The following is a 23,106-nucleotide window of genomic DNA, read 5'->3' on the forward strand; positions in this document are numbered from 1 at the left end:
CGCACTTTGCCTAAAGTGCGGTTTAGTTTTCAATCAAGGGTTGTAGGCTGGCGTGCTCACGCTTAAGGTTTTCAATCATCACATCATAATGGCGCACGCGAATCAGCGCATGCACAATCAAATAGCAGGCCACCACAATCAAAATGATGTTAATCGTGCTGATCAAACTCAGCACCAACCACACGTGCTCGATTTCGTAATATTTTGAGGTGGCAATCAAGGCACTGAAAATTGCTAGCGGCAGCGCCAGCATCGAAATGCCAATGCGCATCGAAGCCAGCACGGTGCGCTTTTCCGCCAGCACCAATTGCAGCTGGTTGATGCCTAAAATGTCCATCGTGGTGTTCGAAGTGGGCGTTGTGTTTTGCATAAGTTAACGTAAAAAGTCAAAAATTGTGGTTAACACCGCATGACGAATGTGGTCACGCTCGAATAATAATTCATGCTTGGCATGGGCAATGGATGTGCACTGCGCATTTTTAAACAGCGCCGCACAGTTTGCAATCACCTGATTGCAGACAATCGTATCCTTTTGCGCTTGAATAATCAAAACTGGCAGGTCGAGTTTTTTTGCCGCCGCAGGCAGGCGTTGCATAAAATTCAAGCACTGGTGCACCCAGCCAAAGGTCGGCCCGCCGATCGTCAGTTTCGGGAAGCGGCGAGAAAGGCGATTGACCCATTTCATGCGCGTTTTGCACGCGCTGAGATCGTTGTTGTGAATATCCACAGGGCGATAGTCGGTTTTGCCAGGGATGTAGCGCTGGCCTTGGCCGAGCAGCACCGCCAAATTCACCAGCACGCGGTCCACCACGCCACGCTTAAGCGGCAGGCCAAAAAGCGGCGCGCTGAGCACCAATTTGTCAAAACTGTGGGGGTAGCGCGCGAGATAATGGGTTGCAATCAACCCGCCTAATGAGTGGCCAAACAGCACCTTGGTGTGATAATCCGCTAAATCGTCAATTTGGTGGATCACCGCGTCTAAATCATCGAGATAGTAGTGAAAATGGTCAACGTAGCCCTTTTCCTGCGCGCGCAAAAGCCGGCCAGAGTAGCCCTGCCCGCGGTGGTCAAACAGCATCACATCAAAGCCGGCGTGATAAAAATCATAGGCCACCTCGCTCCATTTGAGCATATTGCCGCCCCGCCCGCTGACCAGCACAATCAAGCGCCGCTCGCGGCTGTGGCGGTGGCGGAAAAAGCGATAAGCAATGGTGCAGCCTTGCTGGCCTTGCAAAAAGGCAATCGGAAAGTCAGCAATAAAACGGCTCAACGTATTGAGCACAAAATGGGCAAAGTACGGTTCTCGATGCTGCATAGGGGTCCTTGCGATGGGTTCGTTGTCATAATGGAATTTTTTTGCCTGAAATGCAATGGCCATCCCCGTGACGCGGTGCAATATGCGCAAATTTTCGCCACAAAATGGCGATAGATAAAGTTAGTTAAAGTGCGTTGTGATGCAAATAAGTATCATTTATAGTGATGCCTCTTAACGACAGACATGAGGAACTTACTATGAAAAAAGTCACAACACTTGCCTGCCTAATGCTTGCCAGCCTTGGCGCGCACGCCCACTCGGTTTGGATTTATGGCGAGAATGACGCCAAGCAATTCCAAGCGGACATCAATTACGGGCATCACTTTGGCGAGCCTGAAACCATCGCCGAAAAACGCGTGAGTTTGTTTGAAACACCTGTGCTCACCAGCGAAAGCGGCACCCAGCCCCTCACCCAGCAAGGGGAAAACTACCATTTTGTAAGCGACAAAGCGCTGGCCAAGGGCACTTATATTTTAAGTGTGGATTACAAGCCAACATTTTGGACCAAAAAAGCCGACGGCAAATGGGAGATGAATAAAACTCGCCACGATTTCCCGGATGCGCAGCTATGTGAACGCGCCGCCATGCGCGGGAAAAGTATTGTCCGCATTGATGATGACGGCAAATTCGCCACCCACGCACTCGGCAAAGGCGTTGAAATCACGCCAATCACGCTGCCAAGCCGGATTAATAAAGACGTGGTGTCACAATTCAAACTCACCAAAGACGGCCAGCCGCTTGCCGATGTGGTGATTTTGGGCGCCTACCAAGGCTTTCACAAAAATAGCGATGACATGCACGCGTTTTACGCCAAAACCAATCAAGACGGCGAGTTTTTATTCAAACCGACCGTGGCGGGGCGTTGGTATTTAACAGCTGAAGTGGAAGAGAAATTCCAAGACGAAAAACACTGCGATATCGACATGGTGGAAACCACCCTCACCTTTGATGTGAAATAAAAAAAGTGCGGTCAAATGACCGCACTTTGCTTTTTAAACCGCTTAGCCAAACAAGCCTAACTGTTGCGCGATAAACAACAGCGCGAAGCCGGTGAGGTAGACAAGCCCCACCACAGAGAGGACAAACAAGCCGCCACGCACGCGGTGCTCACCTTTCATCACTAATAACAAGTTCAAGAACGCGAACAATGGCGTCAACACGAATGAGGCGATCATCGCGAATTTCAGCATTGGGCCTAAGGCGTTGTTGAAGAAAAACAGCACCACCAAGCCTGAAATGGTGGTCAAGGCCAAAGCAACGTTGAGCACACTTTGGCGGGTGTGTTTTTTGTTTAACAACAAGCGGATGCTCTCCACGCTGGTGCGGGTGTAGCCGTCGATCACGGTGATGGTGGTGCCGAACATACACGCAAAGGCGATAAACGCAATCAACCAGCGCGACCAATCGCCGATGGTGTAGGCATACATATTAATCAGCTGGGCGATGTATTTGCCGCCGACTTTTTCCACCTCAACGCCAGAGCCGTATTGCACCAGCGCACCGAGGGCTAAGAAGACCAACGCCAAAATCGCGGTGCCGATGTAGCCGACGTTGAAGTCAAACAAGCCGTCTTTGTAGGAGAATTTATTCAAGCGGCGCTTGGCCACCACCCACATTGAATTGACGGCCGAGATTTCAATCGGTGCAGGCATCCAGCCCATCAAGGCCACGATAAACGCCAGCGCGCCCATATTCCACGGTGTTGGGCCGATGTAATCGGGCGCGGCCACCGCACCGCGGCTAAAGGCGATGACCACAGCAATCACGGTGCAGACCGTCAAAGCAATCATAATCACCTTCGAGATGCCATCTAAAATGCGGTATTTCCCGAATAATAAAATCGCTAGGCTTAAGAGCAACACCACCAAGCTCAGCAGTGGCAGCGGCACGCTAAATGGCAGCACAAAGGTTAAAATCACCGCACACAACAAGCCCACCGCAGCGGTGTTCACCACGGTTGCGAACAAATTCATGATGGTGAACATCCACAAATAAAATTTGCCTTTTTGGCGGTAGCCTTCAAGCAAGGTGTTGCCGGTGTCTAGGGTGTATTGCGCACCAAAGCGGAAGAACGGGTATTTAAATAAATTGGCCAACACAATAATCAGCGCCAGCTGCCAGCCGTAGATGGCGCCTGACTGGGTGGAGGCGATAAGGTGCGAGCCGCCCACCGCGGCAGAGGCCATCAAGATGCCCGGGCCTAACGCGCGTAATTTAGAATTCCAGTTTGACGTATCGTTCTCTGGTGTCGGTGTGGCATGTTGCATAATGGCTCCTTAGTTTACACAGGCAAGCCACGAAGGTGCACATTGGGCTTGCCTAACTCGTCGTAAAATAACATTTTTATCTAGAAATCGTGCAGAAAATAAAATTTCATAAATCAAACAGCCACTAATGTAGGGAGCGGCTTAATTTTGATTTTATTTAATATTCAATAAACTAGCAAACAAATTTTAACAAAATCACAACAGTTAGACCGCGCTTTAATAGAATAAAATGCTATATTTTGACCAAAAGCCGCATTTTTGTGATGTTTTATGATGATGCGCTAGCGAGATGTTCGCCAAGAAGGTGACGCAAGCAGAGGAAAATAAAAAAGTGAAAAATCAAAGTGCGGTCACAAAAACCGCACTTTTATCATTTAAGCAAACACGCCAAGTTGTTGCGCGATGAACAACAGCGCGAAGCCGACAAGATAGATGAGGCCGACGATCGACAGCCAGTAGAGCCAGCCGGTGACGCGGTGCTCGCCGCCACGCACGAGGCTGAAGTTGAGCCAAGCGTAAACAGGCGCAAAGACAAACGACATGATCATGGCAAATTTCAGCATTGGGCCGAGGGCGTTTTTGAAGAAGAAGATCATCACAAGGCCGGCGGCCACGTTGAGGATAATCGACAAATTCACAAAACTTGGTCGGCTGTGCTTTTTGTGCAGCATGATGCGCAAGCACTCGAGCGTGGCGCGTGAGTAGCCGTCGATTACCGCCAAGGTGGTGCCGAAAATGCACACAAAGGCGATAAATGCGATGAGGTAACGCGCCCATTCGCCGATGGTGGAAACATACATATCAATCAGCTGGCCGACGTATTTCATGCCTGCGATTTGCACTGTTTCACCCGCGCCAAATTGCACCAAGGCACCGAGGGCGAGGAACACCAGCGCTAAAAGTGCGGTGGTGATGTAGCCCACGTTAAAATCAAAAATCCCGTCGCGGTAAGACACCGGCGAGAGGCGCGATTTCGCCACCACCCACATGGAGTTGAAAATGGTGATTTCCATCGGCGCTGGCATCCAGCCCATCAACGCCACGATAAAGCCCAGCGCGCCCATGTTCCACGGGCTTGGGCCGATGTAATCGGCAGGTGCCACCGCACCGCGGCTAAAGGCAATCGCCACAGCAATCACGGTGGCAATAGTGAGTGTTAGCATGATGAGCTTGGACACGCCGTCAAGCAGGCGATATTTACCCATCACCAAAATCACGGTGCTGACAATCACCACGCTGACGGTGAGCACTGGCACATCAACATGGAACGGCAAAATAAAACTGGTGATCACCGCACACAGCAGCGCCACCGCAGCGATATTGACCACGCTCATGATCAGATTGGTGATCAAAAACGCCCAGATGTACCCTTTGCCCTTTTTCATATAGCCGTCGAGCAAGGTTTCACCTTTATCCAAGGTGTATTGCGCGCCAAAGCGGAAGAACGGGTATTTAAATAAATTCGCCAGCACGATAATCAGCGCCAGCTGCCAGCCATAGATGGCACCAGCTTGGGTGGAGGCGATTAAGTGCGAGCCCCCAATGGCGGCCGAGGCCATCAAAATGCCAGGGCCGAGGGCGCGCAGTTTAGTGTGCCACGTTGATGGCATGTTTTGTGTGAATGGTTGCATAACTGCTCCTTAAGCTATCTTGCAGGCTTACCTGCAAGTGAAAATACACACGTGCGCTGTGGGTGAGCGCACTCACTGGCGTTAAATCACGCCAAATTGCTGCGCCACAAACAACAGCGCAAAGCCGATGAGATAAATGAGCCCTGCAATCGAGAGCCAATACAGCCAGCCGCTGACGCGATGCTCACCGCTGCGCACCAGGCTGAAGTTGAGCCACGCATAAACCGGCGCGAAGACAAACGACATGATCATGGCGAATTTCAGCATCGGGCCGAGGGCGTTTTTGAAAAAGAAGATGAGAATCAACGCAGCGATAACGTTGAAGATAATCATCAAATTGACATAAGTCGGGCGACTTTCTTTTTTGCGCAAAATCACGCGGATGCTCTCAAGCGAGCAGCGCGAGTAGCCGTCCATCACCGCCAGTGTGGTGCCGAAAATGCACACAAAGGCGATGAAGGCAATCAACCAGCGCGCCCATTCGCCGATGGTGGAAACATACATATTAATCAGCTGGCCGACGTATTGAACACCGGCGATTTGCACTGTTTCGCCCGCGCCATATTGCACCAAGGCACCAAGGGCGAGAAACACCAGCGCTAAAAGTGCAGTGGTCAAATAGCCCACGTTGAAATCCAAAATGCCCTCTTTGTAGGACACCTTGGTTAGCCGGCGCTTGGCGGCCACCCACATGGAGTTGCACACGGTGATGTCCATCGGTGCCGGCATCCAGCCCATCAAGGCAACGATAAAGCCGAGCGCACCCATGTTCCACGGGCTTGGGCCGATGTAATCGGTTGGCGCCACCGCGCCACGGCCAAAGGCGATCACCACCGCAATCACAGTGGCGAGCGTGAGAGTGAGCATAATCACTTTAGACACGCTATCAAGCAGGCGGTATTTGCCAAACACCAAAATCAAGGTGCTCACCAGCATCAAGGTGACGGTCAGCACAGGCACATCCAGGGCGAAAGGCAGCATAAAGCCCATGATCACCGCGCACAACAGCGAAATGGCGGCGATGTTGATCACGCTCATCACCAAATTGGTCAGCAAAAAGGCCCAAATGTAGGCTTTGCCTTTTTGCATATAGCCCACCAGCAAGGTGTCGCCCGTTTGTAGGGTGTATTGCGTGCCAAAGCGGAAGAACGGGTATTTAAAAATGTTCACCAGCACAATAATCAGCGCCAGTTGCCAGCCATAAATCGCGCCAGCTTGGGTGGAGGCAATCAAGTGTGAGCCCCCAATGGCGGCCGAGGCCATCAAAATGCCCGGGCCAAATTTACGCAGCCGCTCACGCCATGGCGTGGGCTGTGAATCGACAGAGAGTGATGGTTGCATACGTTATCCTAGAGATGATTATTATTTATACGTTATTATGTGCCGCGTGAGGCAGCGGCAAGAAAGTGTAACGATTAAACAGACTGATGGCAATAATTCTTTGCAGCTGGTGTAAAGTTTGCTCAATTATTGACAGCGTCGGTAAAGCCCTAGGGTCAGCCACAGCACAATCAACAACAGCGCTTGTGCCGCCAACGGCACCCAGTGCCACGGCGCGTGCTGCCACACGGCGAGCAGGTAATCCCCACCGAAGCTGGCACCAAGATAATAACAAGAGAGGTAGAGCGCGCTGGCCAAGGCGCGGGCGTGAGTGGCACTTTTGCCCACCCAGGCACTGGCGAGCGCATGGGTGAAGAAAAACCCGATGGCGCAAATCAGCAAGCCGAGCACCATCAGCCACAGCCAGCTGCTCATCAAGCAAGCAATGCCGAGCATCAAAATCAGCCAGCCGATCAGCATCCCACGCGGGGCGTTAAAGCGGCGGCTAAAGCGCCCCGCCATCGAGGCGGCAAAGGTGCCAGAGAGGTAGCACAAAAACAGCATCGACACCTGCGAGGTGCTCAACTGCCACGGCGCGCCTTGCAGCCGCAAGCCGACCACGGAGTAGAGATTGATAAACATCCCAAAGCAGATGCCGCTGATGATAAAAGTGCGCCACAACAGCGGGTTTTTAATATGCCCGCACAAGTTGGTGACCATCGCGCGCACGCCCAGCGCCTGTGGGCTAAAATGCTGCTCACGCGGGAGGTAAAGTGCGGTCAGCGCGGTGCCAAGCAAGGTGATAACGCCCGTGAACACCATCGGCGCGTGCAAGTCAAACCACTGCGCCAAAAAGCCACCAATCAGCCGGCCTGAAATGCCGCCGATGGAATTGGCCGCGATGTAAATCCCCACCGCTGAAACAACCGCACTTTGCTCAAACTCCTCGCTGATGTACGCCACCGCCACCGCTGGCAATCCTGCGAGCGCCACACCTTGCAAAAAGCGCAGGGCAATCCACATGGAAATCGAGTCACAAAACATCAATGAAAAGGTGAAAAGTGCGGTCAGGCTGAGGCTAATAATCATCATCAAGCGCCGCCCGTAGCGGTCGGCCAAAATCGCCCACGGGATCAAGCACAAACTCACGCCCAGTGAGGCGGCGGCGAAGATCCAGTTAGCCAGCTGAATGCCAACTTGATAGCGCTCAGCAAACATCGACAACAGCGGCTGCACGGTGTAAAGATTACAGAACACCAAAAACGAAGAAAACGATAAAAGTGCGGTCGCTCGCCAATAGGCTTGGGTTTTTACTCGGATCATGCAGTTTGCCATTAACAATTTGTTTACATCATAGCGAATAAAAAATCATCATTCCATAGCCAAGGTGGCAAAGTTAGCCCACGATCACAAAATGCGCGAGAAGGCACCGCGCGGAGTGCACTTTTCACTTTATTTTTCGGCCATTTCGTTTTAGTCTATGCGCTCAATATTTTCAAGGTGGGCGCTATGCTGCTGAGCATTTTATACATTATTGGAATCACCGCCGAGGCCATCACCGGCGCGCTGGCGGCAGGGCGTGAGAAGATGGATCTCTTCGGGGTGATCATCATCGCCTCGATGACCGCCATCGGCGGCGGCTCGATTCGCGATATGCTTCTTGGCCACTACCCGCTTGGCTGGGTGGCGCACCCGCACTATATTTTAATCGTAGCGGGTGCGGCGGTCGCCACCGTGTTCACCGCGCCGCTAATGCGCTATTTCCGCACCGTGTTTTTGGTGCTCGATGCCTTGGGCTTGATTGTGTTTTCCATCATCGGCGCGCAGGTGGCACTCAGCATGGGCCACGGCTTTATCATCGCCTCGGTGGCGGCGGTCATCACGGGCGCCTTTGGCGGCGTGCTGCGAGATTTGTTGTGCAACCGCATTCCGCTGGTGTTCCAAAAAGAGCTTTACGCCAGCATTGCACTGTTGGCCGCGGCGATTTATTGGGGGCTACCGCACTTTGGTGTGCCGCACGATTTGGTGGTGATCATCACCCTCATCGCGGGCTTTGGCCTGCGTTTGTTGGCGATCTATTTCCGGCTGTCACTGCCGGTGTTTGACTATCAAGAAGAGCCGATTCAAAGCGAGCCATTATTGAAAAAATGGCGCAAAAATCGCAAAAAATAACCGCACTTTAGCCCACCACTTCAAATTTCAGCACATAAAGTGCGGTTTCACCCGGGTAAATTTCGCTGATCACCGCTTTTAACTGTTCAAGCGTCATATTTTCTTGCGCGGCGTGCTCGTCATTGAGCGCATCAAAGGCAATCGGCGTGACGCTTAAAATGCGAATGTTGGCAAAGTGGCGGTCGTTTTCATAGGTGCTGACCGCCACCACGGTGTTGGGAATGTAGTCTTTTTCATCGCGATTGCGAATGGTGATGGTTTTGCGCCCGGCGATAATGTCGCGCTCAAAACGTTCAAAAAAGGTGATTTTGCTTGCATCAAAGGCCATAACGCGCCACTCCTTGTGTGATTTCCGTGAATTTATTTCACAGTGTTTGCTCAACTGTAGTAAACTATCTTAACGCGTTTTGAAAAATCATAAAGGTACACTATGCAATATTTAATCGCTCCGTCTATTTTATCGGCGGATTTAGCGCGCCTTGGCGACGATGTGGCCGAGGTGCTGCGCGCGGGCGCCGATGTGATCCACTTCGATGTGATGGACAACCACTACGTGCCCAATTTAACCTTCGGCCCGCAGGTGTGCAAAGCGCTGCGCAACTACGGCATCACCGCACCGATTGACGTGCATTTGATGGTCAAACCCGTTGATCGCATCATCCCTGATTTTGCCAAGGCGGGCGCAAGTTACATCACGTTCCACCCTGAGGCGAGCGAGCACATCGACCGTACTTTGCAATTAATTCGCGATTGCGGCTGCAAGGCCGGGCTGGTGTTCAACCCCGCCACGCCACTGAGTTATCTTGATTATGTGATGGATAAACTCGATGTGATTTTACTGATGTCGGTCAACCCAGGCTTTGGCGGCCAGTCGTTTATTCCAAGCACGCTGGAAAAGCTCCAACAAGTGCGCCAACGCATTGATGCAAGCGGCTTTGATATCCGCCTTGAGGTGGACGGCGGCGTGAAAGTCAACAACATTGGTGAGATTGCCCAAGCCGGTGGGGATATGTTTGTGGCAGGTTCCGCCATTTTTGAACAAGATGATTATAAATCAGTGATTGACGCCATGCGCGCCAACCTCGCTGAGGTGAAAAAATAAGAGAATAAGATGAGTCAATTTAAAATTATTGGATTTGATTTAGACGGCACGCTGGTCGACAGCCTGCCTGATTTAGCCTTGTCGGTCAACCAAGCGCTGGCCGAGCATGATTTGCCGCAAGCCCCTGAAGAGCTGGTGCTCACCTGGATTGGCAATGGTGCCGATGTGTTGATTTCCCGCGCGATTGCCTGGACACAAGCCGAGCTTGATGAAAGTGCGGTCGCCCACATTAAAGAGCGCTTCAATCACTATTACGGCGAAAACATCTGCAACAAAAGCCGCCTTTTCCCGCACGTGAAAGACACCTTGGAAACGCTGAAAGCGCGCGGCTACACGCTGGCGGTTGTCACCAACAAGCCAACCCGCCACGTTGTGCCGGTGCTCAAGGCTTTTGGCATTGACCAGCTCTTTAGCGAAACTCTTGGCGGGCAATCCCTGCCGAGCATCAAGCCGCACCCGGCGCCGCTGCTCTATTTGTGTGGCAAATTTGGCGTGTATCCAAAACAGTTGCTGTTTGTTGGCGACTCGCGCAACGACATTCTCGCTGCCAACAACGCCGGCTGCCCCGTGGTGGGCTTGACCTACGGCTATAATTACAATATTCCGATCAGCGAATCCAAGCCTGACTGGGTGTGTGATGATTTCGCCCAACTCCTCGAGATTGCAAAATAATAAGGACCCCTCATGAGCAAACCTATTGTATTTTCAGGCGTTCAGCCCTCTGGCGAACTGACTATCGGCAACTACCTCGGCGCACTGCGCCAATGGGCGAATTTGCAAGACGACTACGACTGCCTATTTTGCATTGTTGACCTTCACGCCATCACCGTGCGCCAAGACCCCGCCACACTGCGCAAAGCCACGCTTGACACCCTTGCGCTTTACCTCGCCTGTGGCATTGACCCGAACAAAAGCACCATTTTTATTCAATCCCACGTGCCGGAGCACACGCAACTGGCGTGGGTGCTCAACTGCTACACCTATTTTGGTGAAATGAACCGCATGACCCAGTTCAAGGACAAATCCGCCCGTTATGAAGAAAATGTCAACGTCGGCTTGTTCACCTACCCTGTGCTGATGGCGGCGGATATTTTGCTCTATCAAGCCAACCTGGTGCCCGTGGGCGATGACCAACGCCAGCATTTGGAAATCTCGCGCGATATCGGCCAGCGTTTCAACTCGCTTTACAACGCGCCGTTCGCCATTCCAGAGGCCTTTATCCCGAAAGCGGGCGCGCGTGTGATGTCGCTGCTGGACCCGACGAAAAAAATGTCAAAATCAGATGACAATCGCAATAATGTGATTGGCCTTTTAGAGGACCCAAAAGCGGTGGCGAAAAAAATCAAGCGCGCCGTGACCGACTCCGACGAGCCGCCGGTGGTGAAATACGATGTGAAAAACAAAGCGGGCGTGTCAAACTTGCTCGAGATTCTCTCTGGCGTGACAGGCAAGCCGATTGCCGAGCTTGAAGCTGAGTTTGAAGGCAAAATGTATGGCCACCTTAAAAGTGCGGTCGCCGATGAAGTCGCCACCATGCTCAGCGAGCTGCAAGCGCGCTTTCACCACTTCCGCAATGACGAAGCGCTGCTTGATCGCATCATTCGCGAAGGCGCTGAAAAAGCCCGCGAGCGCGCCGCAAAAACATTAAGTGCGGTTTACGACGCCGTCGGCTTTGTGGCAGGCAAATAGTATGCGATTTCCTGTTGATTTGCACACCCACACCGTGACCAGCACCCACGCTTACAGCACGCTGCTGGAGTACGTTGCGCAGGCGAAAAAGTGCGGTGTGCAACTCTTTGCCACCACCGATCACGGCCCAAGCACGGCGGACTCGCCCCACCCGTGGCATTTTTCCAACATGAGCATCATCCCACGCGTGATTGACGGCGTGGGCATTTTGCGCGGGATTGAGGCCAATATTCTCAACGAGCAAGGCGACATTGACTGCGACGATCGCATGCGCGGCAGTTTGGATATTATCCTCGCTGGCCTGCACGCGCCCGACATCGCCCCTGATGACAAACGCGCTAACACCCACGCCTTGGTTAACGCCATTCAAAGTGGCTTGGTGGATGTTATCACCCACCCGGGCAACCCGCGCTTTCCAATTGAGATCGCCCCTGTGGTGCAAGCAGCTCATGCGCACAATGTGGCGCTGGAGATCAACAACTCCTCGCTGGTGCACTCGCGCCAAGGCAGCGCGCCCCATTGCTTGGCGATTGCTAAAGCCATTCTAGAGGAAGGCGGCCTGATTGCGCTAGGATCCGACTCACACTTTGCCAGCTACCTCGGCGGCTTTGAACAAGCCTGGGCGATGCTCGAGCAAATCGACTTCCCTGTTGAGCGCATCATCAATCGCAGTGTGCAGGCCACGCTGGATTTTCTCCACGCGCGCGGGCACAACGTGATGCCTGAATTGTCTTCACTCAAATAAAAAGTGCGGTCAACACCGCACTTTTGTTTTCTCAGATGAGATTAGGCTTTGCGCAATTGCACTGCAACCGCTTGACCGGCCAAGGCTTTGGTATCCACGGTCAACACGGTGGCATCACCGTTTTGTTGCGCTTTAACGCGCTCGTTATTGGCCACGTCCCATTTGCCTTTCACGCTCACACGAATTTGTGTGGCGTTTTGGGTTGGGTCAGAGAGTAACAATTGCAGGCCTTCAGCGGTTTTATCACACAAGGCAATTGCCGGTTGCTCAAAGCTCAACTCACCGTATTGGCCTTTTTCCCACACCGCCCATGCTGTGAGGTTGTCATGCTTGGCCACTTGCGCTTTGGCATCGTTTTGCACCACTGCAAACTTGCTGCTTTTCGCGTGTTTTTCAGTGTCCGCCTGGCTGGCTTGTGGCAAAATTACCCACGCGGCAGGGCTGGCTTTTTTGTCATGCAAAAAGTGCAATGAGGCCCATTGGCGAGTGAGTTTGTCTTCAGCGCCCGCGGCTTTGCGCGCTGGGTTGATTTCAATCCAAGAGCCGCTGCGTTCAGCCACTTGCGCTTTCACCTCGCCTGATTGCAAGAACACGTAACCGGCCACGCCGTCTAAGTGCGCCCATTTTGGTGCGTTGAGGGTTTTCTCGCCTTGCACTTTTTCACCGTCAATCACCCAGGCTTTGTCGGATTTTTCACCCAAATTGCGCCCTTCGACTACGGTCAATGCTTGCTCGGCGTCAGTTTTGACATCGCTGACCATTTCCAGCATGCCTTCAGGGCTGCCAAACCACACGCGGCGTGCGTGCAAGCCGTCTTTATCCGGCCCAATCAAATCCATGCCCGCAAAGCTAAAGCCATTGTAGGTCACGCCACCTGTCCAGAGGTTATCCGGTGTTTCGTGGCCCCATTCGCCCGCGGCTTGGCGCTCAAGTGGGTGAGTGTCGACTGTGGTGCCCACCGGTGCGGCGTAATCCAAGGTTGGCCAAAAGCCGTTTTCAAATTGCCCCATGTCATCTGGCAGATACAAATAGCGCATGCCAGAGCCGGTGCGTGAGGCCAGTTCGTTTTCTTGGTTGCCGCATTCATACCACGCAATGCGTTTACTGCACATTGCAATGGCCATCGACCACGTGCCTGTGCGGTGGACTAAGCGGTCCATCGAGTTGAACATTTTCGGTGTTTTGCTCGCCGGCGCACTCTCGCCGCTGGCTAACACATCACCCACCAACGCCAAATACGGAATCGAGCCTTTGGTGGCCAGTGGATCGTAGGTGTTGCGCTCAATCCAGCCTTTGCAGATGCTCTTCCAGCGTTTGCCAATCGCTTCAGGCGCGCCTTGGGCCAGTTGCAAAATCGCTTTCATGATTGACGCGCCGTGCATTGAACTTGGTTCAGTGATGCGAGAAACTGAGCGGCCACGCACGCAGTCAAGCACTTGCCCGTCCACAATCACTGGAATAAAGGCTTCATCAACTGTCCAATAAACTTGTTCTAATTGTTTGGCTGGCACTTCAAAGGTCGAATGGCTGACCAAGCCAAAAATCATCGCTAAACCACTGATTAACACATCGCCATAAGAGCCGGTGTAAGGAATCGTATTGTGTTGAATGAAAGAACCGTCTTGATAGAAACCATCGCCTTCGGTGACTAATTTCCAGGTTTCAGGCAAGCCTTCTAAGGCGTGGTAAACGCGCTCTGGATTTTGGGTGGCCAAGGCGGCACAAATCACCGCACGGGAAAGGTCAAGGCGGTTGGCACCCGTGGCGAGGGTTTTATCACCGGCTTTGCTGTCGGAGCCGGCGGCATTGGTGGTGCGCAAGAACCATGGGTCTGGCACGAAGAAGTTCACACCCGCGGCGGCGGCTTGCATCACATCACTTGGCAGTTTGTCGTGCAACAAACACATCATGTCGCCCACCGCACGTGAGGCGCCGCTTTCCCAATCCCACCAGTTGCCGTATTCGTCTTGCCCTGGGTGATAGCGCAATTTCAAGAAATCCCGCAGCGCGGCAATTGCATCTTGCAGCACGTCGTCTTTTTGATAGTATTTTGACCCAGGTGTTGCCCAGCCGAGCGCCAAATCCAACGCGCCACGCGCCGTTTTGGTAATGGCTGGTGATTTTTCTTCTGTCAAATCAAATGCTTTGAACACGCTGGTGCGGTTCGGTTCACGGATTAAATCCGCAAGTGTTTTTTCCACTTTGCGATCTAAGCCGCCGATGGCTTTGGCAAAGCGCTCATCACCTTCTTTGAGCAGGTTGCGCCCGGTGATGATATCCCCCCAGCGCACGCACAGTTGTGCGTATTGATCTGCGCTCAGTTGTGGGCGGCTGGCCGCAACGGCTTTAAACACGCCAGAAAATGCGAACAACACCCCAGCCCCCGCGGTGCCCGCGAGGAATGTGCGACGATTTAACCCCATAGTAAACTCCTTAACAATTGCTGTTTTATAATCCAATCAAATGCGAATATGTTAATAAAACAATGTTTCAAGTTCTATATGAAAAGTGCGGTTTTGTGGGCTGCGTCACATTTTATGAAGTAAAAGTGCGGTCGGCTAACCGCACTTTGGTTTTTTAGGCTTTTTTCGGCAGGAGTTTGGTGGCAAGCAAAATCACACCGCCGCACAGCACGCCGAAAATCACAGTGGCGATGAGGTTCAAAATGCCGCTATCGAGGCCGTAGTCGGCAAAGGCGTGATGCAAGATGTCAAGATTATGCACAATGATGCCGCCGCCGACTAAAAACATCGCCAGCGTGCCAACCACGCTAAGCGCACGCATAAAATACGGCATCACGCGGATAATCCCGCGGCCAACGGCTTGGCTGACCGCACTTTGCTTTTTCATCAGCCATAGGCCCACGTCATCGAGCTTGACGATAACCCCCACTAAGCCGTAAACAAACACCGTCATGCCCACGGCAATCAGCGCCAGTACCAAGGTTTGGGTGAGCAGTTCATACTCGCTGACCATGCCCAAAGCGATGGTGACAATTTCAGCCGAGAGGATGAAATCGGTGCGGATAGCGCCTTTGATTTTGGCCTTTTCTTGCTCGGGCGTGAGTGCGCTAAGGCCGCGCTCGCCTTCGTCTTTGGCGGGCGCTTTGTGAGCAATTTTTTCCACGCCTTCAAAGCACAAATAGGCCCCGCCGATCATCAAAAGGTAAGGGATGGCGCTGGGTAAAAAATAGGAAATCAAAAGCGCCAAGGGTACCAAAATCAATTTGTTTAACAACGAGCCTTTCGCCACCGCCCACACCACCGGCAGCTCGCGCTCGGCGTTGACACCCGTGACTTGGTTGGCGTTGAGCGCTAGATCGTCGCCGACCACCCCCACGGTTTTCTTGGCGGCAACTTTGGTCATCAGCGCCACGTCGTCGAGCACGGCGGTGATGTCATCAAGCAAGGTTAATAAAGAGGCCAGTGCCATAGTCGCTCCTATTGGTTGTGTTCACAGGCAAGCGCCTTGAGTTGATAAAGCACGCTCAGCGCCTGCTTTGGGCTGAGTTCATCGGGGTCTAGGGCGTTGAGTTGCGCCAGCAGTGGGCTCGGCGCACTCTCCAGCGGCAATAGCGGCTGCACCGCATGTTGGCTCTCCTCCGCCGCCGTTGAATTGGCCTCAAGGCTGGCCAGCTTTTGGCGCGCGAGGGTCAACACCGCTTTGGGCACGCCAGCCAGTGCGGCCACCGCTAAGCCATAACTTTTGCTCGCCGCCCCCTCTTGCACACTGTGCATAAAGGCGATGGTGTTGTCGTGCTCGAGGGCGTCTAAATGCACGTTAAACACGCCTTTAAACTGCTCTGGCAGCACGGTGAGCTCAAAATAGTGGGTCGCGAATAAGGTCAGCGACCGCACTTTTTGTGCCAGCCACTGAGCACTCGCCCATGCCAGCGCCAGCCCGTCGTAGGTGGACGTGCCACGGCCAATTTCGTCAATCAACACCAAACTGTGCTTGCTCGCTTGGTGCAAAATGGTCGCCATTTCGCTCATCTCCACCATAAAGGTTGAGCGGCCTGAGGCGAGATCGTCCGAGGCGCCAATGCGGGTGAAAATGCGATCAATCGGCCCAATCACCGCACGGGTGGCTGGCACAAAACTGCCGATGTGCGCCAGCAACACGATTAACGCCGTTTGGCGCATATAGGTGCTTTTCCCGCCCATGTTGGGGCCGGTGACAATCAAAAAGTGGCGAGATTCGTCAAGCACCAACGGATTGGCGATAAACGGCCCGCTCATCACCTGCTCCACCACTGGGTGGCGGCCTTGTTCGATGTGCACAATGCGTTGATCACTAAAGTGCGGTACGCGGTAATCCAGCGCTTGCGCACGCTCAGCAAGATTGGCCAACACATCGAGGCGGGCAAGTGTGGCGGCGCATTGCTGTAGCGCGCCCAAGTGCGGTAACAGCACGTCAAAAAGTTCGTCATACAGCTGCTTTTCCAGCGCCAGCGACGCACCTTTGGCTTTCAGCACTTTGTCTTCGTAGGTTTTCAGCTCAGGGATGATGTAGCGCTCAGCGTTTTTCAGCGTTTGCCGGCGCACATAGTGAATCGGCGCGCGCTGCGCCTGGCCGCGACTGAGTTGGATAAAATAGCCATGCACAGCATTATAACCAATTTTAAGGCTATCGAGCCCCGTGGCTTCACGCTCGCGCGCTTCTAAATCTTGCAAAAATTGCGTCGCGCCTGCGCTCAGGGCGCGCCACTCGTCAAGCTCGGCATTGTACCCCTCGGCAATCACGCCGCCATCGCGAATTAACAATGGCGGCACCTCCACAATCGCGCGCACTAAAAGATCATAAAGTGCGGTAAAATCGTCGATCTGCTGCGAAATCGCACTCAACGCCGCCGTTTGGCTGGCATTTAACATCTGCTTGATATCAGGCAATTGCGCCAAGGCACTGCGCAGGCGAGTGAAATCCCGCGGGCGGGCGGAGCGCAACGCCAAGCGCGCGAGAATGCGCTCCATGTCACCCACCTCCCGCAGCAGGCTTTGCAGCGGCGCGATAATATCGTCATTGATGAGCGCCTTAATCACCTGCTGGCGCGCCAACAAGCGCTCGCGCTGGCGAATCGGGTGATGAATCCAGCGCTTAAGCAAGCGGCTGCCCATCGGCGTGATGCAGCGGTCCAGTACCCACGCCAGCGTGTAGTCTGTGCCGCCGCTTAAATTTTGCGTCAGCTCCAAATTGCGCCTGGTGGCCACATCCAGCTCAATGTAATCGCTTGATTTAAGCAGCGAAATCGACTGAATATGCAAAAGTGCGGTGCGCTGAGTTTCTTGCGCGTAGTGCAACAAGCAGCCCGCGGCGCACAGACCGCACTTTGCCTCATGCACGCCAAAGGCGCTGAGATCTTGCGTGCCAAATTGGCGGGTAAGGCGGTCAATCGCTGTTTGATAATCAAACTCCCATTCCGCGCGCCGGCGCAGGCCTGAATAAGGCTCAAGTAGCGCCATGTCGTCAAAGGTTTCAGGGTAGAGCAGCTCCGCCACATTGAGCCGTTGCAACTCGGATTTCACCGCGGCTTTATCGCTATGCTCGCTGATTTGAAAGCGCCCCGAAGCCATGTCCAACGTGGCGATGGCATAGCCTGTTTTGTTGGCAAAAATCGCGCCGATGAGGTTGTCTTGCCGCTCGGGCAGCAGCGCTTCATCACTGAGTGTGCCGGGGGTGACAATGCGTACTACTTTGCGCTCAACCGGCCCCTTGCTTGCCGCGGGGTCGCCAATTTGCTCACAAATGGCCACCGACTCACCGAGTTTGACCAACTTCGCCAAATAGCCCTCAACGGCGTGATAAGGCACGCCCGCCATCGGGATCGGCTGGCCAGCGGACTGCCCGCGCTTGGTGAGCGAAATATCAATCAGCTTCGAGGCCTTTTTGGCATCGTCATAAAACAGTTCGTAAAAATCGCCCATGCGATAAAAGAGCAGCACGTCGGGGTTTTCAGCTTTAATCCGCAAATATTGCTGCATCATAGGCGTGTGTTGGCTGACATCGTCTTGTGGCATGGGCGCACCTTTCGTGGGTAAAAATCAAATCATACTAGGATATTTCGCTGCGATCTAGCGTCATAATTTGGAATAAAGTTCACAAATTCAAAAAAAGATCATTTTAGCTCTTGATACTGTATAACTATACAGTATAATACAGCCATTATGTTGACACAGGCAAACATCGTTTGAGGACAAAATGGACGAAAATAAACAAAAAGCACTTGAAGCCGCTTTAGGTCAAATTGAAAAACAATTCGGGAAAGGCTCAATCATGCGCCTTGGCGACAACAAAACTTTGGATGTTGAGGCCATTTCCACCGGCTCTTTGGGGCTCGATTTAGCTTTGGGCATCGGCGGCTTGCCGATGGGACGCATCGTTGAGATTTACGGGCCTGAATCCTCAGGTAAAACCACCCTGACACTGTCTGTGATTGCCGAAGCGCAAAAGGCCGGCAAAACCTGTGCGTTTATTGATGCCGAGCACGCCCTTGACCCAATCTATGCTGCCAAACTGGGTGTCGATGTCACCTCCCTTTTGGTGTCACAACCTGACCACGGCGAGCAAGCGCTGGAAATTTGTGACGCGCTCGTGCGCTCAGGCGCGGTGGATGTGGTGATTGTCGACTCCGTGGCGGCCTTGACACCAAAAGCTGAAATTGAAGGCGACATGGGAGACTCCCACATGGGCTTGCAAGCCCGCTTGATGTCGCAAGCGCTGCGTAAACTCACCGGCAACATCAAAAACGCCAACTGCTTGGTGGTGTTCATCAACCAAATTCGGATGAAAATCGGCGTGATGTTCGGCAACCCAGAAACCACCACCGGCGGTAACGCGCTGAAATTCTACGCCTCTGTGCGTTTAGATATCCGCCGCACAGGATCGGTGAAAGAAGGCGATGAGGTGATCGGCAACGAAACCCGCGTGAAAGTGGTGAAAAACAAAGTCGCCGCGCCGTTCCGCCAAGCGGAATTCCAAATTATGTACGGCGAAGGCATCTCGCGTGAAGGTGAGCTGTTAGAATTAGCCGTGAAGCACAAAATCGCGAAAAAATCCGGCGCGTGGTACTCCTACAACGATGAAAAAATTGGGCAAGGCAAGGCCAACTCAATTAAATTCTTGAAAGAAAACCCAGCTATCGCGCAAGAAATGGAGCAAAAATTGCGCCAAGAAATTTTGCAAAACCCACAACAAGCGCTGACCGCTGCGATTGAAAGCGACGATGACGCTGTTGAGGAATTTGTGGAAGAATAAGCAAAGGCAAAGTGCGGTCAAACCGCACTTTGATGATTGTTATGGATAAAGCCGCTTTGCACTACGCTGTTGGCCTGCTGGCAAGACGTGATTATTCCGCCTGCGAGCTTGCGCAAAAAATGCAGCAAAAAGCCATTGACGCACACAGCATTGACGAAGTGCTCGCCCATTGCCAGCAACATGGCTGGCAAAGCGATGCGCGTTTTTGCCAAAGCTTTATCCGCTTTCGTGCCCAGCGCGGCTATGGGCCTGTACGCATTAGTCAAGAGCTCAAGCAAAAAGGCATCGACAGCCAGCTCAGCACGCTGTGCTTTGAAGAGGCGGAGATTGACTGGTTTGCGCTGGCAGACAGTGTCTTTCACAAAAAATTTGGCCACAAGGCGCTGGATCTCAAAGGGCAACAAAAAGCCTGGCGATTTATGGCCAGCCGTGGGTTTCATACCGACCATTTCGCCCATCTTATTCACCAATCACACTAATCGTTGAAGTTCGCTTGCGATCTGCTCTCATTTGTGGCTTAATGCTCACTTAATAAACATATCGACGTAAAAACAGACAACACCACGACAATGATTCGCGTTGAAAAATACAATTTTTCACATTTTGATGATCTTGTGAACTATCAACTGCCCCCTGATCAAGCGCAATACACACTCCAGCCATGGCAATGGTTTATGGGGCAAACGCTGCTGCTTGAAAGTGGCATGACGGCAGTGTCGATTTTGCTCGATAGCAAAGCGGTTGGTTTTTTTATTCTCGACCGCAGCCACCACAAATTGGCCTATACCGACAACAATCAGGCCATTTTGCTGCGCTCGTTTTCAATTAACCCAGACTATCAAGGCCAAGGCATCGCGCTCGAATCCCTGCGCCCTGAACACCTTGACCCGATCATTTATAACCTCTCACCGCAATACAACGAAATTGTGCTGGCGGTCAACCCGCTCAACCGAGGCGCCTATCAGCTCTATCGCAAAGCAGGCTTTAATGCGGTTGGGCGGATTATCATCAAACGCAAGCGCAGCAATTCCGTGCTCAGCCGCCGGATTCGCTAGCCGTCATCATCGCCTCAAGGCGCTCTTGGCACTCCAGCCAATCGGCCTCCACGTCTTCAAGTTGCTTTTTCAGCGTCACTTGCTCACTTAAAAGCGCGGTCAGCGTGGCTTTGTTTTCTGCTTGATAAAGCGCGCTGTCGGCCAGCCGTGATTCAATCTCGGCAAGGCTTTCGCTTAACTGCGCCATGTCATGCTCAAGTGCGGTGATTTTTTTACGCAGCGGCGCACTTTGCTGGCGCAGTTGCGCTTCAAGGCGTTTTTGCTCTTTGCGGTTAAGGCCTAGCTCTTTCGCCTCGCGCTTGTCGTCTTTTTCACTACGATTGGCCTCAAGGTTGGCGTCATTGAGCCATTTTTGATAATCCCCAATATCGCCATCAAACGGCTCAACGCAGCCGTCATGCACCAAATAAAAATCATCCACCGTATTGCGCAGCAAGTGCCTGTCGTGGGAAACCACCACCAGCGAGCCTTGGTAGTCCACCAGCGCCTCAGTCAGCGCTTGGCGCATATCCAAATCCAAGTGGTTGGTCGGTTCGTCAAGCAGCAGCAAATTTGGCCGCTGCCACACAATCAGCGCCAGCACAAGGCGCGCTTTCTCGCCGCCTGAAAACTCACACACTGCCTGCTTGACTTTGTCACCGTGAAAGGCAAAGCCGCCGAGATAATCGCGCAGCTCCTGCTCGGTTTTATCCTGGGCTATTTGGCTCAAATGCCACAGTGCACTTTCTTGCGCGCGCAAAGTGTCCAGCTGATGCTGCGCAAAATAGCCCAGCTGGACGCCTTTAGCCAAGCCCACCTCACCTGAAAGTGCGGTCAACTCACCCGCGAGCAGTTTGATTAGTGTCGATTTCCCTGCGCCATTGCGCCCCAACAGCCCAATGCGCGAGCCCGGCACCAAGTTGAGCTTCACCGAGTTTAAAATCACCTTGTCATCATAACCCGCGTTGACTTTCTCCAGCGTAATAATAGGGTTGGGCAATGACAGCGGCGGGCGAAACGCGAAACGAAAAGGGTTATCCACATAGGCAGGCGCAATCAGCTCCATCTTCTCCAGCGCCTTCACGCGGCTTTGGGCTTGTTTGGCCTTGCTGGCCTTGGCTTTGAAACGGTCGATATAATGCTGCAGATGCGCCACTTTTTGCTGCTGCTGGCGATAAAGTGCTTGTTGCTGCGCCAATTTCGCCGCGCGCTGCACCTCAAAGGAGGAATAATCACCCGTGTACTCAAACAGCTTTTGCTGCTCAATATGCACAATTTTGTTGACAATCGGGTCGAGGAAATCGCGGTCATGGGAGATGATCACCAACGTGCCCGCATACCGGCTCAGCCAGCGCTCAAGCCAAATCACTGCGTCCAAATCCAAGTGGTTGGTTGGCTCATCGAGCAGCAACAAATCGCTGCGACACAGCAACGCCTGCGCCAAATTCAACCGCATCCGCCAGCCACCTGAAAACGATTTGACCGCACTTTGCAATTGCGCATTATCAAACCCCAAGCCGTGCAGCAGCGTGGCCGCGCGGGCGTGAATTGTCCACGCATCGATGTGGTCGAGCTTGTCGTGCAACAGCGCGATTTGCTCACCGTTGTTTTGCGCATTCGCCTGCGCCAACGCCTCGCTCAAGGCAATGTATTCACGATCACCTTGCAGCACATAATCTATCGCGCTAATATCCAGCGCTGGCGTTTCTTGATTCACCCACGCCAACGCCCACTGGCTCGGCAGCTGCACATCGCCCGCCTCGGGGCTAATCTCCCCTTTCAGCAACGCAAACAACGTTGACTTGCCGCACCCATTTTTGCCCACCAACCCCACTTTCTGCCCAGGGTTAATCGACGCACTCGCGCCCTCGAGCAACGTATTCACACCACGCTTTAATGTCAAATTCTGAAACGAAATCACCGCACGCCCATCATCTTACTCAAAATGGCCATCATAGCACGAAAGCCCAAGAGAAGAAAAAGCCTAGCGGGGGCTAGGCTTATTCAAATCACTCCTCATCATCAAAAAATTCACCGTCATCGCCGTATTCATCGTCGTCGGCATTGGGGTCTTCGAAGTAGGTGCCCCAGCCGTCGTAGTGGCCTTGGTGTTTGGCGATAAGCGGGAGGAGTTGGGTTTGTTGGGCGTCGATAAGCTCGGCTTTGAGTTCAATTTCGCTGATGATATCAAAACAGAAAAGGAGCTTGCCTTGTTCGTCTTCCATCTCTTCGGCTTCGGAGACTTCGAAGCCCGCTTTGAAGGCGTCGACGGCGATTTTTTCGAGCTTGTCGAAATCATTGTGGGAGACGTGGTGCTCGATAATATAAAGTGCGGTTGGGTCACTGCCGTCATTGAGCAGGTCGGCGATAATGTCGCGGGTTTCTTGCAGTCGTTGTTGGTCGTTCATGGGGCGCTCCTTGGTTGTGATGCTTTATTGTAAAGTGCGGTCGGCATTTTCACAATCGCTTTTCGATTTTGAAATTTTTTGTTTTTTTGATCTAAATCAGCTTATCGCTTGCGTGGGTGCTGACACGTTTAACCTCCTCGTTTTATAATTTTTTCCAGTTAAATAATTATCA

The 23,106-nt window shown here is 52.8% G+C and carries 21 protein-coding genes; 9 read left to right on the forward strand and 12 right to left on the reverse strand.

The features are described 5' to 3' along the window. Positions 1-22: 22 nt before the first annotated feature. Both HPC37_RS00310 and HPC37_RS00315 read right to left on the reverse strand, forming a co-directional pair. The gene (locus HPC37_RS00310) at positions 23-370 is read right to left on the reverse strand and encodes a hypothetical protein (RefSeq protein ID WP_208121260.1); all 348 of its coding nucleotides are present in this window, start codon (positions 368-370) and stop codon (positions 23-25) included. 3 nt (positions 371-373) lie between these two features. After that, positions 374-1,315, reverse strand: coding sequence for an alpha/beta fold hydrolase (locus HPC37_RS00315; protein WP_208121261.1), 942 nt, complete (start codon positions 1,313-1,315; stop codon positions 374-376). A gap of 197 nt (positions 1,316-1,512) precedes the next feature. Between HPC37_RS00315 and HPC37_RS00320 the strand changes: the two genes are divergently transcribed. Continuing rightward, the gene (locus HPC37_RS00320) at positions 1,513-2,274 is read left to right on the forward strand and encodes a DUF4198 domain-containing protein (RefSeq protein WP_208121262.1); all 762 of its coding nucleotides are present in this window, start codon (positions 1,513-1,515) and stop codon (positions 2,272-2,274) included. A gap of 42 nt (positions 2,275-2,316) precedes the next feature. On the opposite strand, the gene HPC37_RS00325 is transcribed toward HPC37_RS00320, so the two are convergent. From HPC37_RS00325 to HPC37_RS00340, 4 genes are all read right to left on the reverse strand, one after another. Continuing rightward, the gene (locus HPC37_RS00325) at positions 2,317-3,582 is read right to left on the reverse strand and encodes an Nramp family divalent metal transporter (protein WP_208121263.1); all 1,266 of its coding nucleotides are present in this window, start codon (positions 3,580-3,582) and stop codon (positions 2,317-2,319) included. 374 nt (positions 3,583-3,956) lie between these two features. Then, on the reverse strand, positions 3,957-5,213 hold the full coding sequence (locus tag HPC37_RS00330) for an NRAMP family divalent metal transporter (protein WP_208121264.1): 1,257 nt from the start codon (positions 5,211-5,213) through the stop codon (positions 3,957-3,959). Positions 5,214-5,294: 81 nt separating this feature from the next. After that, positions 5,295-6,554 carry an NRAMP family divalent metal transporter gene (locus HPC37_RS00335; protein WP_235961207.1) on the reverse strand — a complete coding sequence of 420 codons (1,260 nt, stop codon included), beginning with the start codon at positions 6,552-6,554 and terminating at the stop codon, positions 5,295-5,297. A 126-nt stretch (positions 6,555-6,680) separates the two neighbouring features. Continuing rightward, positions 6,681-7,856 carry an MFS transporter gene (locus tag HPC37_RS00340; protein WP_208121265.1) on the reverse strand — a complete coding sequence of 392 codons (1,176 nt, stop codon included), beginning with the start codon at positions 7,854-7,856 and terminating at the stop codon, positions 6,681-6,683. Between the two features lie 186 nt (positions 7,857-8,042). On the opposite strand from HPC37_RS00340, the gene HPC37_RS00345 reads away from it, so the two are divergent. Continuing rightward, a complete protein-coding gene (locus HPC37_RS00345) occupies positions 8,043-8,705 on the forward strand; it encodes a trimeric intracellular cation channel family protein (RefSeq protein ID WP_208121266.1) in 663 nt (220 codons plus the stop codon). Between the two features lie 7 nt (positions 8,706-8,712). Here the strand turns inward: HPC37_RS00345 and yqfB are convergent, their stop codons facing one another. Further along, positions 8,713-9,033 (reverse strand): N(4)-acetylcytidine aminohydrolase, encoded by a 321-nt coding sequence (yqfB, locus tag HPC37_RS00350; protein ID WP_208121267.1) that lies wholly within the window; start codon positions 9,031-9,033, stop codon positions 8,713-8,715. A 102-nt stretch (positions 9,034-9,135) separates the two neighbouring features. Between yqfB and rpe the strand changes: the two genes are divergently transcribed. From rpe to HPC37_RS00370, 4 genes are read left to right on the forward strand one after another with little or no spacing between them, the layout of a single operon-like run. Next, positions 9,136-9,807 carry a ribulose-phosphate 3-epimerase gene (rpe, locus tag HPC37_RS00355; RefSeq protein WP_208121268.1) on the forward strand — a complete coding sequence of 224 codons (672 nt, stop codon included), beginning with the start codon at positions 9,136-9,138 and terminating at the stop codon, positions 9,805-9,807. A 9-nt stretch (positions 9,808-9,816) separates the two neighbouring features. Then, complete coding sequence (locus tag HPC37_RS00360) at positions 9,817-10,479, forward strand: phosphoglycolate phosphatase (RefSeq protein WP_208121269.1); 663 nt, start codon at positions 9,817-9,819, stop codon at positions 10,477-10,479. Positions 10,480-10,491: 12 nt separating this feature from the next. Continuing rightward, positions 10,492-11,496, forward strand: coding sequence for a tryptophan--tRNA ligase (gene trpS, locus HPC37_RS00365; protein WP_208121270.1), 1,005 nt, complete (start codon positions 10,492-10,494; stop codon positions 11,494-11,496). A gap of 1 nt (position 11,497) precedes the next feature. Beyond that, positions 11,498-12,241, forward strand: a complete 744-nt coding sequence (locus HPC37_RS00370) for a phosphatase (RefSeq protein WP_208121271.1) — start codon at positions 11,498-11,500, stop codon at positions 12,239-12,241. Between the two features lie 41 nt (positions 12,242-12,282). On the opposite strand, the gene HPC37_RS00375 is transcribed toward HPC37_RS00370, so the two are convergent. The 3 genes from HPC37_RS00375 to mutS all read right to left on the reverse strand — a co-directional run bounded on the left by HPC37_RS00375 (position 12,283) and on the right by mutS (position 18,255). Then, positions 12,283-14,664, reverse strand: coding sequence for a polysaccharide lyase 8 family protein (locus HPC37_RS00375; RefSeq protein WP_208121272.1), 2,382 nt, complete (start codon positions 14,662-14,664; stop codon positions 12,283-12,285). A gap of 154 nt (positions 14,665-14,818) precedes the next feature. Further along, positions 14,819-15,673 carry a DUF808 domain-containing protein gene (locus HPC37_RS00380; RefSeq protein WP_208121273.1) on the reverse strand — a complete coding sequence of 285 codons (855 nt, stop codon included), beginning with the start codon at positions 15,671-15,673 and terminating at the stop codon, positions 14,819-14,821. An 8-nt stretch (positions 15,674-15,681) separates the two neighbouring features. Next, the gene (mutS, locus tag HPC37_RS00385; protein ID WP_208121274.1) at positions 15,682-18,255 is read right to left on the reverse strand and encodes a DNA mismatch repair protein MutS; all 2,574 of its coding nucleotides are present in this window, start codon (positions 18,253-18,255) and stop codon (positions 15,682-15,684) included. 181 nt (positions 18,256-18,436) lie between these two features. Between mutS and recA the strand changes: the two genes are divergently transcribed. The 3 genes from recA (at position 18,437) to HPC37_RS00400 (ending at position 20,547) form a co-directional block, all read left to right on the forward strand. Continuing rightward, positions 18,437-19,492, forward strand: coding sequence for a recombinase RecA (gene recA / locus HPC37_RS00390; RefSeq protein ID WP_208121275.1), 1,056 nt, complete (start codon positions 18,437-18,439; stop codon positions 19,490-19,492). Positions 19,493-19,533: 41 nt separating this feature from the next. Further along, the gene (gene recX, locus HPC37_RS00395) at positions 19,534-19,971 is read left to right on the forward strand and encodes a recombination regulator RecX (protein WP_235961208.1); all 438 of its coding nucleotides are present in this window, start codon (positions 19,534-19,536) and stop codon (positions 19,969-19,971) included. A 135-nt stretch (positions 19,972-20,106) separates the two neighbouring features. Then, complete coding sequence (locus HPC37_RS00400; protein WP_208121277.1) at positions 20,107-20,547, forward strand: GNAT family N-acetyltransferase; 441 nt, start codon at positions 20,107-20,109, stop codon at positions 20,545-20,547. On the opposite strand, the gene HPC37_RS00405 is transcribed toward HPC37_RS00400, so the two are convergent. After that, positions 20,528-22,447, reverse strand: coding sequence for an ABC transporter ATP-binding protein (locus HPC37_RS00405; protein ID WP_208121278.1), 1,920 nt, complete (start codon positions 22,445-22,447; stop codon positions 20,528-20,530). The genes HPC37_RS00400 and HPC37_RS00405 overlap by 20 nt on opposite strands. A gap of 88 nt (positions 22,448-22,535) precedes the next feature. Further along, the gene (gene rraB, locus HPC37_RS00410) at positions 22,536-22,934 is read right to left on the reverse strand and encodes a ribonuclease E inhibitor RraB (RefSeq protein WP_208121279.1); all 399 of its coding nucleotides are present in this window, start codon (positions 22,932-22,934) and stop codon (positions 22,536-22,538) included. Positions 22,935-23,106: the final 172 nt, after the last annotated feature.

It is taken from the genome of Spirabiliibacterium mucosae (assembly GCF_014884965.1).
In the GTDB taxonomy this organism is placed as follows: domain Bacteria; phylum Pseudomonadota; class Gammaproteobacteria; order Enterobacterales; family Pasteurellaceae; genus Spirabiliibacterium; species Spirabiliibacterium mucosae.